This is a genomic window from Corynebacterium sp. LK2537, assembly GCF_040946485.1.
In the GTDB taxonomy this organism is placed as follows: Bacteria; Actinomycetota; Actinomycetes; order Mycobacteriales; family Mycobacteriaceae; genus Corynebacterium.
The window spans coordinates 161,439-176,985 of the sequence record NZ_JAYWLQ010000002.1 but is presented as its reverse complement, the minus strand read 5'-3'; the positions used below and the strand labels follow the sequence as shown (position 1 = coordinate 176,985).

Here is a 15,547-nt window from a genome sequence, read left to right as displayed (position 1 = left end):
AAGGCCCGGCCTTTCCCCCGCCGTTATTAGTCCGACTTAACTCCGCCGTCGCCTTCCGGCTCGACGCCGCTGTTGTCCTCGGCGATGTACTCGCCGGTCTCGTAGTCGTAGCCGACGGCGTTGCCCTCCTCGTCGGTGCGGGTGTACCACTCGGTGACCTCGTCCGCGGTGGAGTCGAAGTCGGCGCCGGTGGCGTAGTCGGACTCGGAGGGGGTCGGCTCGATGGTCAGGGCGAAGTCGTCGCCGTAGTCGCGCACGCCGTGGACGACGGCGTTGGAGATCGCCTGGGACTCGTAGTGGGCACGGATGCTCATCGGGTCGTTGCGCAGTTCGCGCACCAAGGCCACGCACATGGCCACGATGATGACGGCGAAGGGCAGCGCGGTAATCGTAATGAGGTTCTGCAGGCCCTGCAGGGCGTTGCGACCGCCGGCCAGCAGGATCACCACGGCGATGCCGGCCATACACAGCACCCAGAAGATGGTGATCCAGGGCTTGGGCCGCGGGTTGCCCTTCTGCGTCATCTGCGAGTTGACCAGCGAGGCCGAGTCCGCGGTGGTCACGAAGAAGACCGCGAGCATCACCATCACCAGCGGCGCGACGATTTCGGTACCGGGGAGCTTATCCAGCACCACGAAGAAGATCTCCTCCGGCGCGGGCATGGACTCGGCGGTGCCGTCGGGAGCCACGGCGTTGGACTGGCGCTGCAGCCAGATGGTGGTCCCGCCCAGGATGGTGTAGGCGCCCACGATGATGGCGGACGGGATAAAAAGCACGCCCAGGATGTACTGGCGGATGGTGCGCCCGCGCGAAATCTTGGCCACAAAGACGCCGACGAACGGCGCCCAGGACACCCACCAGGCCCAGTAGAACGTGGTCCAGGCCGAGAGGTAGGCCTGCATCTCTTCGCCCTCGCCCATGTTCGCGGCCAGCATGTCCGGCATGGAGCCGACGTACTCGACGACCACGGCCGGCAGCATATTGGCCAAAAACGCGGTCGGGCCGACCACGAAGAAGAAGATCGCCAGGCCGAGCGCCAGGGCTAGGTTGATGTTGGACAGCCAACGGATGCCGCGGGCCACGCCCGAGACCGCCGAGGCGATGGTGCCGACCGAGAGCACCATGATGATGACCAGCGCCAGGGCGTTGCCCTCCGGCGACCAGCCGGTGACCACCTCGACGCCGCGGCTAATCTGCAGCGCGCCGATGCCGAGCGTCGCCGCCGTACCGAACAGCGTGGCGATGATCGCCAGGCCGTCGATAACCCGGGCCTGCCAGGAGTCGTTCTTCTTGGTTCCCAGCAGCGGCAACAGGATGGAGCTCATCAGCGGCACGCGCCCGCGGCGGTAGGACACATAAGCCACGGCGAGGCCGACGATGGCGTAGATGGCCCAGGCATTCAATCCCCAGTGCATGGCCGCCTGTGCCATCGCGCCCATCATGGCTTCCTCACTGGCGGCCTCGTAGGCCCCGGGCCGCGGCGAGAGGTAGTGGCTGAGCGGCTCGTAGGGGCCGAAGAAGATGATGCCAATGCCGATGCCTGCGCCAAAGAGCATGGCCGCCCAGCTGAGCGTGGAGAACTCCGGCTTTTCCCCGTCCACGCCGAGCGGGATGCGCCCGTAGCGGGAAAACGCCAGGATGAGGAGCAGGAAGACCAGCCCGATGGCCAGCACGGTAAAGATCCAGCCCAGGTTCGTCATGACCCATTCGAGGGCGACCGAGGATGCATCGAAAACCTGCTGCGGGGCCAGCACGCCCCAGATGATAAACGCCACGATGAGGCCGCCGACCACCACCAGGATGGGTTTGTCCACCCCGTACTTGATCTTCTGGTCCTCGATGGACACGCCCGGCACCAGCGCCGGGTGGATGTTGTGCGGGTAGATGATGTCCTTGAGCACCCGCTTGGCCTGCGGCAGGCGGCCTGGCTTGCGGTTGTGCCCGGCGCCGCGCTGGGCCGAAACCGGTTCCGACCCTACGCCGGCGTCGGACGATGATGAAGGTTCTTGCTGCGAGATGAGGATCCTCCTTGCCCTAGACACTCGATTCCCGAGTGGATAAAAGAGTGGACAGAACACATAAGTCGATACTTCTGTGGCGTATACCATAACGCACTGTGTGCTGGACTTCTCCACTTTGGGCGAACGTCCACCCTAGTAATCGGGTAAAGGCGGCGGAGGCCTCGATAGACTGTCTGGCAGTGAGGGCTTGCCGCTCAGCTTTCGGCTGGTTCTGGCTGAGCCCACCCGTTTCTCAAAGCAACCGCAGGAGCGCCGCCTTATGCGTAACTACCATCTGCCCGCCCAGTTCCTTGGCGTGGAGCACCTGGCCCTCCTGGATCACCTCATCCCCGCCGTGGTGCTGAGCCTGCCCGGCCTGGCGCACGAGCCGCAGGTCTTAGAGGTTAGCCTGGAGCCCCTGCCTACCGGCTGGCGGGTCCGGGCCGTCGTGGGCATCATCGCCACCATCACCGCGGAAGAAGCGGTGGCCTTCCCCTCCCTGGAGCGCCTGCGGCGCGCCGGGCTGGTGCCCACCACGTGGGCGCAGTGCGAGATTGCCGACGGCCAGGTCGAGGTCGGCATCCACCTGGGCCCGGACGAATGGTTGGTCCCCGTCAACACGGTGCCGGCCCAGGCAGCGCTCCTCGACGGCGGCCAGCCCGCCGCGGTGGATACCTCCCGCGGGGACCTGCCGGACGATTTCGCGGCGCGCAGCCGCGCCTGCCAGCTCATCGTGCGCGTGGACAGGCAGGCCGCGGAGCTCATCGCCAGCACCGAAGACCACGTCTTAGGCACCATCGGGGCCCCGGCCGACTACCCGGCGCTGACCGCAGCTCTCGATGCCGCGGGTGACCGCTCCGTCTGTGCGCGTGCCTATGTGGCCGACGGCAGCATCGCCGTCGATGTCCCCGCCGACGCAGAAGCGCTGCGCTTTCGCCCCGTCCCGCCTGCGCTGCCGGACGCGCAGGCCTGGCCGGCCCGCCCGCAGCCGGTCCCCCAGGTCTGGGACGTCACTCTCGATTGCGCCGCCTTCCCCCTGCCCACCCCGGGCGGGCGGCCGGTTTTAGGGCCCGATGCTCCCGACGAGGAGGAGGCCCCCAGGAGCGCCTTCGGGCCTTTCCCGAAGCTGCACCACGACCCGCCGGCGCAGGACTAGCGCCTCCCGCTAGCGCAGCTCGCGGTGCCCGGCGTCGATCCGGCGGGTCACCCGCTGGGCATCGAAGTGGTCGAGCACCGGGATGACCACGCGGCGGGTGGTGCCCAGCGCCTGGCGCGCCTGCGAGGTCGTAAACGGCTGGTCCAGCTCGCCCAGGCGGGCCTTGGCCCACTCCAGACTGGCCGGCACCAACACCACCCCGCCGCCCAGGCGCACCACGCGCCCGGCGCGCTCGGCAGCGGCCAGCTCCTTCGCGCCCAGCCCCCAGGCCTCCAGGTCGCCGGCCTCGGGCGCCGCACAGGGGGCATCGGCCAGCTGCTTTTCCAGCTTGGCGATGCCTTCTTCCGCCGCGCCGAGGCCCGCCTGGCGCCCCGGCAGGCTCAGCAGCCCGTCGGCGGAACTGACCTTCGCCGCGGCGATGACGACGTCGAGAAGCTCCTCGCCGGGCAAGGCCAACAGGTGGACCGCGGCCACGCGCGGCATGCCGGCGGCCAGCGGGTTGTCGGCGAAATAGGCCTCGAGTGCGCCCAGCAGCTCGGTCTTCCACTCCGTGACCGCGCGGGCGGCAATCCACCACCCGCGGAAGGCGACCACGCCGGCCGGTCGGTTGTCCGTATCCAGGCCCTGGCGGGCCAGGTCCTCGACGCGCACGGCCTTGCGGCGACGTACCTGTTCCCCGGCGTCGCTGGCATCGGTAATGCCCGCCAGCACCTGGCCGCGCCGGGTCCCGTCCCCGCGGCGGTTGAGCTCCGGCGGGGCGACGTCGATGACATCGACGCCGGCCAGCACGTGGCGCGCGCCCGAGCCGCGCAGGATGAGGCGGTCCCCGACCACGACCGGTAGCGGCTCCGGCAGCTGCAGGCGGGCGTGCTGGGCGTCGAAGGGCCGCACGTGCACACCCACCCCGGCGCTGCCCAGATGGGCGACGACCTCCTGCGGGACCTCGTCCAGGCCCCGGCCCGTGGTGCGGCGCACGTCGATAACGCGGGTGGCCTCCCACTTGCCCGGGGTGGCCAGCACGTCGCCGCGGTGGATGGTGCCGGCGTCGATGCCGCGCAGGTTCACCGCCACCCGGCTGACCGGCTGGGCAAGGTCGATGGCGGAGTTCTCACTGTGCAGCCCGCGCACCTCGACCTCGCGCACGCCGGTGGCCTGGAACAGGCTGAGAGTGTCCCCGGGCCGCAGGGTGCCGGCCACCAGGGTGCCGGTGACCACGGTGCCCGCGCCGGTGATGCTAAACGACCGGTCGATCCACAACCGCACGGCGGCTGCCGGGTCCGGTTCCGGCCCGACCAGGCCGTCGAGGGCCTCGCGCAGCTTGTCGATGCCCTCGCCCGTGACCGCCGAGACCTCCACCACCGGCGCCTGCGCCAGCGGCGTGCCGGCCAGCTCCCGCTGGACCTGGGCGGCGGTGTTAGCCCGCTGTTGCGCGTCCGCCTTGTCCGCGCGGCTTAAGACCACCACCGCGCGCTCGATGCCCAGCGCCACCGCGGCGTCGCGGTGATCGCTGCTCTGGGCCTGCCAGCCCTCGTCCGCGGCGACGACGAAGAGCAGGATGGGCGCCGGCCCCAGGCCGATGGGCCCCAGCCCGGCCAGCATGTTGCCCAGGAAACGCTCGTGCCCGGGCACGTCGACGAAGGCGACGTCTTCCCCGCTGGGCAGCGTGGTCCACGCAAAGCCCAGGTCGATGGTCAGCCCGCGGCGCTTTTCTTCCTCCCAGCGGTCCGGCTCCATGGTGGTCAGCGCTTTGACCAGGGTGGATTTGCCGTGATCGACGTGTCCGGCAGTGGCGATGACCTGCATCTAGATAGCCTCCTTCAGGGCCGCGAGCAAGGTGGGATCTTCTCCGGGCGGCACGCAGCGCAGATCCACCAGGCAGCGCCCGTCGTGGACGCGCGCGAGCACCGCCGGGCTGCCCTTGCGCAGGCGCCCCGCCACCTTGTCGTCTAAGGCGATGGCGTAGCCGGGCAGCGGGTACTCCGGCGCCCCGCCGCCGCCCACGCGCCCGGCGTGCTCGACGACCTGCGCGCCCAGCTCCGCGGCCATCGCCTCCGTGCGGGCTTTCAGCGGCTCGGCGCTGACGTGCAGCGCGTCCGCGACGGCGTTGCTCGGCGTGTTCAGCGCGGCCTCTAAGGCGTTGAGCCGCAGCTTGTCCACCCGCAGCGCCCGGGCCAGCGGGTGCTTCTTCATGCAGGCGATGGCCTCCCGAGTGCCGAGCAGAATCCCGGCCTGGGGGCCGCCCAGCAGCTTGTCCCCGGAGGCGATGACCACGTCCGCGCCGGCCGCCAATTGGGCGTGCAGGTCGGGCTCGTCCGGCAGCGTCGCGTCCGGGGTCAGAAGGCCCGATCCCAAGTCCACGATGAGGCGGACGCCATGCTCCTGCGCGACCGGGCGCAGCTGCTCCACCGAGACCGCGCTAGTAAAGCCGGTGATCCGGAAGTTCGAGGGGTGCACCTTCAAGATGGCGCCGGTCTCCGGACCAATGACTCCGACGTAGTCGTGGAGGTGGGTCCGGTTCGTCGCCCCGATCTCGCGCAGGCGCACGTGCGAGGACTCGATGAGCTCCGGTAGGCGGAAGCCCGCGCCGATTTCGATGAGCTCTCCCCGCGAGATAATCACTTCCTGGTGCGGGGCCAGCGCCGCAGTAGCCAGCAGCAGGGCGGCCGCGCCGTTGTTTACGATGAGCGCGTCCTCAGCCGCCGGGCACGCCGCAAGCAGCGCATTGACCGCCCCGCGTCCGCGGTGCTTAGAGCGCAAGCCCGTCTTGAGATCCAGCTCCACGTCGGTGTAGCCGGCGGCGGCGACCAGGGCATCGACGGCCGCGGGCGGCAAGGGGGCGCGTCCCAGGTTCGTGTGCACGATAACGCCCGTGGCGTTAATGACCGGCCGCAGCGAATACGGCTGGGCGCTGCCGACTCGCCGGGCGACCTCGCTCGCCACGTCCTCCGGCGGCACCTGCCCGCGGCGGGCCTGGTTGAGGACACCGTCGACGATGCTGCGAATCACCGGCTCAGCCACGTGCGCCCGGGCCTGCTCGACCTCGGGCAGTTTCAGCAGTTCATCGGTGCGCGGGATGTTGCGGCGCGGGTCAGTCACGGCACTCCTGGATAAAAATAAGCTTATTGGCGGAGACGGACAGGAATCGAACCTGCCAGACCGAGATACTCGGCCTCACCGGTTTTGAAGACCGGGGCGCCCACCAGGACGCAGACGCCTCCACCGGAGACTCTACCAAGCACCCCCGCGGCCAACACCAGCGCCCGCCTGCCTAGGTGCGCCCTTCGCGGTCACCAGCGCGAGCAAAGTGCACACTTTCCTGCTCCCGGTGAGCGCGAAGGGTTCATGGGAGGGGCGACAACCGTACCATCCCGGGCGCTTTGACGGGTAGGCTCGGGGGCATGGACGATATCAAGCTGACCTCATTCGCAGCAGGCGGCGGTTGCGCCTGCAAAATCCCCGCCGGCGAGCTCGAATCCGCCGTCGAAGGCCTGGTGGGCCACGCGGACCCGAACGTCATCGTCGGCCTGGACGCCGGCGACGACGCCGCCGCGGTCAAGATCCAGGACGGGCTGGCCGTCATCTCCACCGCCGACTTTTTCACCCCGATGCTCAACGACCCCTATGACTGGGGCCGGGTCGCCGCGGCGAACGCGCTGAGCGACGTCTACGCGATGGGCGGCACGCCCGTTACCGCCATCAACCTCGTGGGGTGGCCGCGCGAGGTGCTGAGCCTGGACATCCTGCGCGAGGTGCTGCGCGGCGGCATGGACGTAGCCGAGCAGGCCGGCATTTCGATTACCGGCGGGCACTCTATTACCGCGCCGGAGCCGCTCTACGGGCTCTCGGCCACGGGCATCGTGGACCCGGACAAGCTCATGCGCAACGATTCCGCCGAGGCGGGCCTGCCCATCACCCTGACCAAGCCCATCGGCGTCGGCATCCTGAACAACAAGCACAAGGCCACCGGCGAGGCCATCCCGTCGGCGGTCGAATCCATGACCACGCTGAACCGGGAGGCCGCTCAGGCCGCCACCCAGGCCGGGATCAAGGCCGCGACCGATATCACCGGCTTCGGCCTGCTGGGCCACCTGTACAAGATGTGCCGGGCCTCCGGCATCGCGGCGGAGATTGATCAGTCGGCCGTGCCCGCCATCGACGGCGCCCGCGAGGCGTTGGCCGACGGCTTCATCCCCGGCGGCTCCCGCCGCAACCTGGACTGGGTCCGCCCGCACCTGGACGGCGGCGAGGCCAGCGAGGAAGACCTCATCTTCCTGGCCGACGCGCAGACCTCCGGCGGCCTGCTGCTCATCGGTGAGGTGCCGGGCTACCCGGTCATCGGCCGCACCGTGCCGGCTACCGGCGAGGCCCTGATTAGCGTGCGCTAGCGGCCCAGCTTATTTTTCAGCTTGCCCAGCAGACCCGGCTTGGTCTGCTGGGTTTTGTTGTCCATGCGCGGGCCGGTGACGTGCTCACCGCGCTCGAAGACGAAGGTCATGCGCGCGCCGGTGCGTTCCGGCTCGCCGACCAGGCGGTGGCCGGCGGCGGTGGCATCGTCAGGCACGTTGCGGAAGGCCTGCGGGCAGTCGGTGGTGATCTGCAGCTTCTGCCCCGGGTCCATGTCCTGCAGGGCGCTCAAAGTCTGGATAACCGGGTAGGGGCAAGATTCGCCGCAAAGATCCAGCTCGAAATCAGGTAGCTCGTTCACTAGTTGTCCTTTCCGTACTGGGCGTCGAGGCGGCCGCGGCGGTCGGTGCGCAGCGGAGCCTGCGCCAGCCACCACAGGCCGAGGGCGGCCAGCGAGGCGATGAGCGCCAGCCACGGGCCCCAGGATTCGTAGAAGTTGAATTTGATGGCGTTGGCCACCAGGGCATCGTAAATGCCCCAGTGATCCCAGCCGTAGGCCAAGACGGTGGCGCCGATGATGTTGCCGGCGAAGGCCACCCAGGCAACCAGCTAGCCCTCCATCGCGCGGTACATCATGCCGGTCTCGCAGGCGCCGGCGAAGATGATGCCGATGCCGAAGAGGAAGCCGCCCAGGATGGTGCCCCAGCCGGCCGGCTTGGTCAGCGGGGTGGCATCCGTAAGCAGCAGGACCGCGAAGGTCACGACGACGGCGGCGGCCAGACCGATGATCAGCGAGTCCGCCAGCTTGGTCTTCTTGGTCACCCACAGGTCACGGAACGCGGCGGTAAAATAGATCTGGCCGCGCTGGATGAGCACGCCGAAGGCCAGGCCGAAGAGGACGGCCACTCCCAGCAGCGGCTGGCCGGAAGCGAAGTAGACGACGGCGATGACAAGCGTCACGATGGTCACGGCGATGCCCAGCCAGCGCTTGCGCTGCAGCTGCCGGCGCACGTCCGCCAGGCCCACCTTGGGCGTGTTGATCGGCTTGGGCTTGGAGGGCCCGCGCCACCACGGCATTTTGATGATCTTGACGCCCACGGCCGTGCCGACCGCGGTCATGATGGTAAACAGCCAGGCGTGCAGGGAGAACTGCGGGATGCCGGTGAACATGGCGGCGAGGTTGCAGCCAAACGCCAGGCGGGCGCCGAAGCCGGCGATGATGCCGCCGCACAGGGCCTGGACCCAGCGGCGCTTCAGCGGCGGGATGCGCCAGCGGAAATCGCCGGCGATGAGGGCGGCCACCAGGGAGCCAATGAGCATGGCGACGACGATCCAGCCGTCGGTGCGCTGGAGGGGGTTGCCCTCCATGGTGGTGACCTCCTGGTAGTACTGCCAGGACTGGATATCTGCGCCCAGGGCCTCGACCAGGTGGCCGCCCAGGCGGGTGAACTCGCCGGTCACTGCCCAAACAGTGCCGGTCAGAAGGAAGTAGAGACCACTGAGCACGCCCAGGATGGCGAACACGGGTCCAGGGGCAAGGCCTACGCGGCTGCGATAGAAGGCGTCGTACGAGCGCTTGTCATAGGACGACTTCGTGCGGGGAATAGTCACGAATATGCAATCTTTCATTCGGTTGTAGCTCGTGCCGAAGGTTCTGTCCCACCTTGGGCACACGAGCCAACGTTATGCCGCCCTTTGACAGGGCTGACAAACCGAAAACTCAGACTGCGCTGTCCCCCGCTAATCTGGGGTGACGACCGAGCTATCCAAGCCCTGCTCCGCCCGCCGCGCGGCGGCGCGGCGCTTCTGCGGGCCGATGGTCGTCATCGGGTCCTTGACCGCCTCCAAACCCGCATTCAGCACGCCGAAACGCGTGCACGCCGAGCCGGCCAGCAGGCTCAGTCCGGAGGCGACCGCGCCCCACCGCGACTTGGTCAGCGCGGAAATCGCGGTGCCCACTCCCCCGGCGGCGATGAAGTACTCGGAGGCCTTCATCAGCTTGCCGGGCGTGCCCTTGTGCAGGGTCTCGCGCGGCTCGGGCTCCATGTTTTCTTCCATGACGCGGGTGGCGACCAAGTCGCTGACCGCGGCCATCATGCCCAAGGCACGGGCCGGGCCGGCGAACTGCTGCGGGGTGGTCACCATCGCCAGGCCGGAGGCCGCCGCCGAGGCCGAGGAGACGAAGACGAAGGCCAGGTGCCGCTTCGTGTCGTTCCAGGTCGGGTTCGAGGTGTTGCCCAGCAGCACGGCGGTGTAGCCGGCCAGCGGGCCGCCCAGTACACCGGCGACGACGCCGGCCGGGCCGGCCGCGCCGTGCACGGCCTTGCGCGCGAACTTCGGCAGGGGGACGCGGCGCCCGGTGGCATCGTCGAGCTCGGACAGAGCTGGCAGCGGGGCCGCCGTGGCGAAGGTAGCCAGGATCCAGGAACCGATGCTCATCGGCGAGGTCACCTTGAACACGCGGAACATGTTGAGCAGCCGCTCCGGGCGGCCCAGGTCGAGCACCAGGCAGACCGAGCCGGCCGCGGCTGCGCCGAAGGCGGAGATAGACGTCGAACGCCGCAGCGCTCGGTTGCCGGTGGCCTGCGCGCCCAGCGACAGCAGCGCCGAACCGCCGGAGACGCCGCCTAGGAACAGGTAGACGCCAATCGGCCACTCCCACGGCGGGGCCTTGACCACGGGCTTGCCGTAGTAGGAGGAGAACTCGAAGTCCTCCGCCATCCGCTGCTCCTTGGAGCCGTCCTGCGCACCGGCGCCTACCTTGCCGCGCTTCTTGCGCTTCGGCTTGGTGCCGTCGAATTTCTTGTAGCGGTTAGCCCGCTCCGGCTGCGGGGGCCGGTATTCGTCGTATGCGCTCACTTCTTGCCTCCCAACACGAAGGATCCCGCGACCGCCAGCGCCATCGCGCCGATGGCCTTAGCTGCTGTCTTGTACATCTGCGGCAGATCCGCAGTAGGCACGCGCGGATCCGGCGGCAGGCCGTAGACCTCCGGCGAATCCAGCAGCAGGAACAGCGAGCCGGTGCCGCCGACGCCGTCCTCCGAGTTCGCCCCGTAGAGGCGCGCCTCGTGCAGGCCCTGCGCGTGCAGCTCGCGCACGCGCTCCTGGGCGGCGGCGAGCATGTCGTCGTAGGTGCCGAACTGGATGGAATTGGTCGGGCAGGTCTTCGCGCACGCCGGCTCCTGCCCCATCTTTAGCCGGTCGTAGCACATGGTGCACTTCTGGGCCACGCCCAGGTTTTTCACCGGCATGGGCTGGCCCGCGGTGTGGTCGTCGCCCTGCGGTTTAAGCTGCTTGAGCTTGGCCAAGACGTTGACGCCCGCGTGGGGGTTGTCCTGGTGATCGACGGTGGCGGTCTTGTCCGTCTTCAGGGTCACGCCGCCGTCGTCGCGGCGCTCAATCACGCCGAACGGGCAGCCTGCCACGCAGGTACCGCAGCCGTTGCAGACGTCGTCTTGGACGACCACGGTGCCGTACTCGGTGCGGAAGAGCGCGCCCGTTGGGCACACGTCCAGGCAGCCGGCGTGGGTGCAGTGCTTGCACACGTCCGAGGACATCAGCCAGCGGAAATCCGAAGTATCCGGCGGGGTGGTGTCAATCTCTGGCTCCGCGCCGCCGATGGTCGGCATGCCCAGCGAGATGAGCTTCCGCCCCTCCTCGCGGGCCTCCTGGATGCGGTCGTCGCCCTGCTCCACGAACGCCACGTGGCGCCAGGTATTCGCCCCCAGCGCGCCGGTGTTGTCGTAGGAGTTGCCGGTGAGCTCGTAGCCCTCGACGGGGTTACGGTTCCACTCCTTGCAGGCGACCTCGCAGGCCTTGCAGCCGATGCACACGGAGGTATCGGTGAAAAACGCCATGCGCGTGTATGAGTCATACCCGTGGGAGTGCTCGGTCAGCGCGTTGGAATTAGCGCCCAAAACGTCAGTCACCTAGAACTCCTTTCCTTCGTCGTCCGCCACGTTGCCGGCGGTCCGGTCCGTGCCGGTGCCGCCGTCCTCGTCGGCATTTTTGGACTCGATGGTGAACTCATCGAGCACGTCGACCAACTGGTTGCCCGAATCCAGGTCCAGGTTGGCCCGGCGCTGGTATTCGTGCAGCAGCTCCAACTTGGCCTGGCCGCGCGGGCGGCGGCCCGGCTGGATATCGCAGGCGCCGATCTTCGAGTTCTGGATGAACACGTTCGGCTCCAGCGTAAGCCCCAGCAGGTCGTTCGGGCCGTCGCCGGCCACCACCGCGTTGTTGGAATCGCCGTAGTGGAACGGCAGACCCAACTGGTGGAACTCCTGGCCGTTGATGACCATCGGCTCCATGCGGTCGGTGACCAGCACCTGCGCCTCGATCACGCCGCGCGGCGAGACAATCGTGGCCCAGCCGCCGTTTTCCAGGCCGCGCTTTTCTGCCAGGGCCTTGGAGACCTCGCAGAACAGCCCCGGCTGGAGCTCCGCCAGGTACGGCAGGCGGCGCGACATCGCACCCGAGGTGTACATCTCCGTCAGTCGGTACGTGGAGAAGACGAACGGGAAGACCTCGGATCCCGGCGTGCCGGCCTCCGGCTTCGACAGGTTGTCCGGGCGCTTGATGGTCAAGCGCGTCGGCGACTGCTGCTGCTTGTACAGGATGTTGCGCACCGGAGACTCATGCGGCTCGTAGTGCGTCGGCAGCGGACCGTCCGACAGGCCCGACGGAGCGAACAGCCAGCCGCGGCCGTCGGTCTGCATGATGAAGGCATCCGTGCCGTCCAGGGCAGCCGGGCCCACCGCGTCGATGGGCGCCTTGTAATCCGGCGGCAGCGTGGCCGGGAAGTCCGGCACGTCGTCGCCGGCCCACTTGCCGGCCTCGGCGTCCCACCAGATGTACTTCTTGCGCTCCGACCACGGGGTGCCGTCCGGCGCCGCCGATGCCCGGTTGTACAGGATGCGGCGGTTCGCCGGCCACGCCCAGCCCCATTCCAGAGCGACCTCGTTCTGCTCCGAACCCGGGACCTTCTTGGCCGAGTGGTTGATGCCGTCCTTGTAGACGCCGGTGTAGATCCAGCAGCCACCCGAGGTGGTGCCGTCCGACTTCATCTCCGTGAACGCCGGCAGCAGCTGGCCCTTCTTCGGGCCGTCCAGGTAGTAGCCGTTGATCTCCTTGAGGATGTCCTCCGAGTGCGGCTCGCCTTCCTCGTTTTCCTCGTAGTCCCACGCCAGCGCCTGGATGGCGCGGTCGCGCGGGTCGGTGGAATCCGCCAAGCGCTCCTTGATCTTCTTACCCAGCTGGTAGAAGAACCACAGCTCGCTGGTGGCGTCGCCCGGGGCATCGACAGCCTTGAAACGCCACTGCAGCATGCGCTGCGTCTGCGTGAAGGTGCCGGCCTTTTCCACGTGGGTGGCCGCCGGCATGAGGAAGACCTCCGTGCCGATCTCTTCCGTCTTGAGCTCGCCGGTCTTAATCTCCGGGGAGTCGTGCCAGAAGGAGGCGGTCTCGATCTCCTGGAAGTCGCGGACCACCAGCCACTTCAGCGCGGCCAGGCCACGGCGCTGCATGCCACCGTTGGACTGCGCCACCGCCGGGTTCTGGCCGAAGACCAGGTAACCCTCGACCTGCCCGTCGAGCATGCCCATGAGCGTCTCGTAGGTCGAGTGCGCCCCGGAGATGCGCGGCATCATGTCGAAGCCCCAGTTGTTGTCCTTCGTGGCGTTGTCGCCGAAGTAGGACTTCATCAGGGACACGGCGTAGTTTTCACCGATCTGCCAGAAGCCCTTCGAGCCCGGCTTGGCGAAGTTGGCCACGTAGTTGTCCCAGCCGTCGTCCTGGACGTGCGGCATCGGCAGATAGCCCGGCAGGTTGTTAAACAGCGTCGGGATATCCGTCGAGCCCTGGATCGAGGCGTGCCCGCGCAGCGCCATGATGCCCGAGCCCGGGCGGCCGACGTTGCCCATCAGCAGCTGCAGGATAGCCGCCGTGCGGATGAACTGCGCGCCCAGCGTGTGCTGGGTAAAGCCCAAAGCGTAGGCGAAGCACGTCGTGCGATCCGGCTTGGAGTTATCCGCGATCGACTGCGCCAGGTAGTAGAAGTCCTCCTGCGAGATACCGCAGGTCTCCTCCACGATCTCCGGCGTGTAGCGCGCGTAGTGACGCTTGAGAATCTGGAACACCGAATTCGGGTGCTGCAGGGTCTCGTCGCGCTCCACGTTCCACGCCTGGCCCTCATCCTTCTTGACGTACTGCCACGAGTCGTTGACGTACTTGCCGGTCTCCGGGTCGAAGCCGGAGAACAGCCCGTCCAAGTCCTCGGTGTCCAGGTAGTCGTCGCTGATGATGGTCGGCGCGTTGGTGTAGTTGACCACGTAGTCGTGGAAGTACAGATCATTGTCGATCATGTACTTGATCAACGCACCCAGCAGCACCACGTCCGTGCCGCCGCGGATACCGATGTGTCGGTTCGCGAAGGCAGAGGTACGCGTGTACCGCGGGTCCACGTGGATGATGCGGGCACCACGCTTCTTGGCCTCAACCACCCACTGGAAGCCCACCGGGTGGCACTCGGCCATGTTCGAACCCTCAATGACGATGCAGTCCGCATTCGCCATATCCTGCAGCGGCTGGGTTGCGCCGCCGCGGCCAAACGAAGTTCCCAAACTGGGAACGGTGGCGGAGTGTCATATGCGGGCCTGATTTTCGACCTGCACCGCGCCCGTGGCGGTAAACAGCTTCTTAATCAGGTAGTTTTCCTCGTTATCGAGCGTCGCCCCGCCCAGGCCTGCCACGCCCATGGTGCGGTTGAGCGGACGGCCGTAATCGTCCGTGTCCTGCCAGCCGTTGCGGCGGGACTCCAGGTAGCGGTCCGCGATCATCTCCATCGCGGTATCCGTGTCCAGGTCCTGCCACTCGGTGGCATACGGCGCGCGGTACTTGATGGTGGTCAGGCGGGACTCGGAGTTGATCAGCTGCTCCGAGGCCGAGCCCTTCGGGCACAGGCGGCCGCGCGAGACCGGCGAATCCGGATCGCCCTCGATCTGGATAACCTTGTCATCTTTAACGTAGACGCGCTGGGAACAGCCCACCGCGCAATAGGGGCACACGGACTGGACAACCTTGTCCGCCTCCGCGGTCCGGCCGTGCAGGTGCTGGCTCTTGGCGGACTGGGTATTCACGTCCCGTCCGAAGGCGTCACCCGAGCGGAACTGGCGCACGACAGGCCAGTTGAGAGGGCTAAATTTAGACATGTCCTCAATCTACGGCGCAGACCGCCCGATTTCCAGAAAGGCTATCCTAATTAAGCCCTGTTAGAGCCACTGCCACGGCTTTTAGTTGCCGCGTCAACTTCCGGCGTTCTAAACCGGATCGTAGACGCGCACGCGCAGCCCGTAGCCACCGCCGTCCAACGCGACCATCTGCGGGATAAAATCCTCCGGCCGCGGATGGTCGGGCAGCTCTTCGAGGTAGCGCTTGTGCTCGCTCAACGATGCCACCCCACCAGCCACCGCTTCCCCACTCAGCGTCTGCACGTGGGTACTGTCCGGGTCGTTAGCCACCAGCAGCCGCTGCGCCTTGTGGGCCGGCAGGTCTAGGTCCTGGAAGATCCAGGGGTTGTCGGCGTCCCGGATGGCGTCAATCGTGGACACGCCCACCGCGCGGTGGTCGACGTGGTTGAGCCCCCAGCGCGCCTGCAGGCCGAACATCATGATGGCGACGGTATCCGGCTTAAACTTCCGGATCTTGGCGGCGATGGCCCGGCGCACCGCGTGCGAGTGCTCCACCAGCCCGTCCGGGAAGTCCAGGATCTCTAGGTCCTCGACCCCGACGGCCGCGCAGGCGCGCCGTTGCTCCTCCGCGCGCAGCGGGCCGCATTCCTCCGGCGGCAGGCTCCTAATCCCGGCCTCGCCGGCGGTGACCAGCAGGTAGGCCACCTCCTTGCCGGCGTCGGTCCATTGCTTGACCGCGCAGGAGATGCCGTACTCGGCGTCGTCCGGGTGCGCTACCACCACGAGAATGCGTTCCAGCTGCGAATCATCCAGTGTCTCCAGAGCCATATCCCCATTCTGCCAGGAGTTTCGGCGGCCGG

At 67.8% G+C, this 15,547-nt stretch carries 12 protein-coding genes and 1 tRNA gene; 2 read left to right on the top strand and 11 right to left on the bottom strand.

What is annotated here, in order from left to right:
- Positions 1-26 precede the first annotated feature (26 nt).
- Positions 27-1,919 carry a BCCT family transporter gene (locus VVS03_RS03730; RefSeq protein WP_368534149.1) on the bottom strand — a complete coding sequence of 631 codons (1,893 nt, stop codon included), beginning with the start codon at positions 1,917-1,919 and terminating at the stop codon, positions 27-29.
- 361 nt (positions 1,920-2,280) lie between these two features.
- Between VVS03_RS03730 and VVS03_RS03725 the strand changes: the two genes are divergently transcribed.
- A complete protein-coding gene (locus tag VVS03_RS03725; RefSeq protein ID WP_368534111.1) occupies positions 2,281-3,156 on the top strand; it encodes a hypothetical protein in 876 nt (291 codons plus the stop codon).
- Between the two features lie 9 nt (positions 3,157-3,165).
- Here the strand turns inward: VVS03_RS03725 and selB are convergent, their stop codons facing one another.
- The 3 genes from selB to VVS03_RS03710 form a co-directional block, all read right to left on the bottom strand.
- Complete coding sequence (selB, locus tag VVS03_RS03720; RefSeq protein ID WP_368534112.1) at positions 3,166-4,959, bottom strand: selenocysteine-specific translation elongation factor; 1,794 nt, start codon at positions 4,957-4,959, stop codon at positions 3,166-3,168.
- Entirely contained in the window at positions 4,960-6,252 is a 1,293-nt protein-coding gene (selA, locus tag VVS03_RS03715; RefSeq protein WP_368519588.1) for an L-seryl-tRNA(Sec) selenium transferase, read from the bottom strand.
- Positions 6,253-6,279: 27 nt separating this feature from the next.
- Positions 6,280-6,374, bottom strand: a tRNA-Sec gene (locus VVS03_RS03710).
- Between the two features lie 180 nt (positions 6,375-6,554).
- Here VVS03_RS03710 and selD point away from each other — a divergent pair.
- Entirely contained in the window at positions 6,555-7,541 is a 987-nt protein-coding gene (gene selD, locus VVS03_RS03705) for a selenide, water dikinase SelD (protein ID WP_368519587.1), read from the top strand.
- Here selD and yedF read toward each other — a convergent pair.
- The 7 genes from yedF to VVS03_RS03670 all read right to left on the bottom strand — a co-directional run bounded on the left by yedF (position 7,538) and on the right by VVS03_RS03670 (position 15,515).
- A complete protein-coding gene (gene yedF / locus VVS03_RS03700) occupies positions 7,538-7,861 on the bottom strand; it encodes a sulfurtransferase-like selenium metabolism protein YedF (protein WP_290225688.1) in 324 nt (107 codons plus the stop codon). The genes selD and yedF overlap by 4 nt on opposite strands.
- Entirely contained in the window at positions 7,861-8,097 is a 237-nt protein-coding gene (locus tag VVS03_RS03695) for a hypothetical protein (RefSeq protein WP_368519586.1), read from the bottom strand. Before VVS03_RS03695 ends, yedF begins: the two co-directional genes overlap by 1 nt.
- A 12-nt stretch (positions 8,098-8,109) precedes the next feature.
- Complete coding sequence (gene yedE, locus VVS03_RS03690) at positions 8,110-9,111, bottom strand: selenium metabolism membrane protein YedE/FdhT (RefSeq protein WP_368519585.1); 1,002 nt, start codon at positions 9,109-9,111, stop codon at positions 8,110-8,112.
- Positions 9,112-9,240: 129 nt separating this feature from the next.
- Entirely contained in the window at positions 9,241-10,359 is a 1,119-nt protein-coding gene (gene nrfD, locus VVS03_RS03685; protein ID WP_368519584.1) for an NrfD/PsrC family molybdoenzyme membrane anchor subunit, read from the bottom strand.
- Positions 10,356-11,357 carry a 4Fe-4S dicluster domain-containing protein gene (locus tag VVS03_RS03680; RefSeq protein ID WP_368519792.1) on the bottom strand — a complete coding sequence of 334 codons (1,002 nt, stop codon included), beginning with the start codon at positions 11,355-11,357 and terminating at the stop codon, positions 10,356-10,358. Before VVS03_RS03680 ends, nrfD begins: the two co-directional genes overlap by 4 nt.
- Before the next feature lie 72 nt (positions 11,358-11,429).
- A complete protein-coding gene (gene fdnG / locus VVS03_RS03675; RefSeq protein ID WP_368519583.1) occupies positions 11,430-14,708 on the bottom strand; it encodes a formate dehydrogenase-N subunit alpha in 3,279 nt (1,092 codons plus the stop codon).
- Between the two features lie 108 nt (positions 14,709-14,816).
- A complete protein-coding gene (locus tag VVS03_RS03670) occupies positions 14,817-15,515 on the bottom strand; it encodes a PIG-L deacetylase family protein (RefSeq protein WP_368519582.1) in 699 nt (232 codons plus the stop codon).
- Between the last annotated feature and the right edge of the window lie 32 nt (positions 15,516-15,547).

Bases quoted from the DNA above. Each gene is read 5' to 3' on its own strand.
- VVS03_RS03725 (WP_368534111.1), top strand. From the start codon at position 2,281: ATGCGTAACTACCATCTGCCCGCCCAGTTCCTTGGCGTGGAGCACCTG.
- selB (WP_368534112.1), bottom strand. From the start codon at position 4,959: ATGCAGGTCATCGCCACTGCCGGACACGTCGATCACGGCAAATCCACC.
- selD (WP_368519587.1), top strand. From the start codon at position 6,555: ATGGACGATATCAAGCTGACCTCATTCGCAGCAGGCGGCGGTTGCGCC.
- VVS03_RS03680 (WP_368519792.1), bottom strand. From the start codon at position 11,357: ATGGCGTTTTTCACCGATACCTCCGTGTGCATCGGCTGCAAGGCCTGC.
- VVS03_RS03670 (WP_368519582.1), bottom strand. From the start codon at position 15,515: ATGGCTCTGGAGACACTGGATGATTCGCAGCTGGAACGCATTCTCGTG.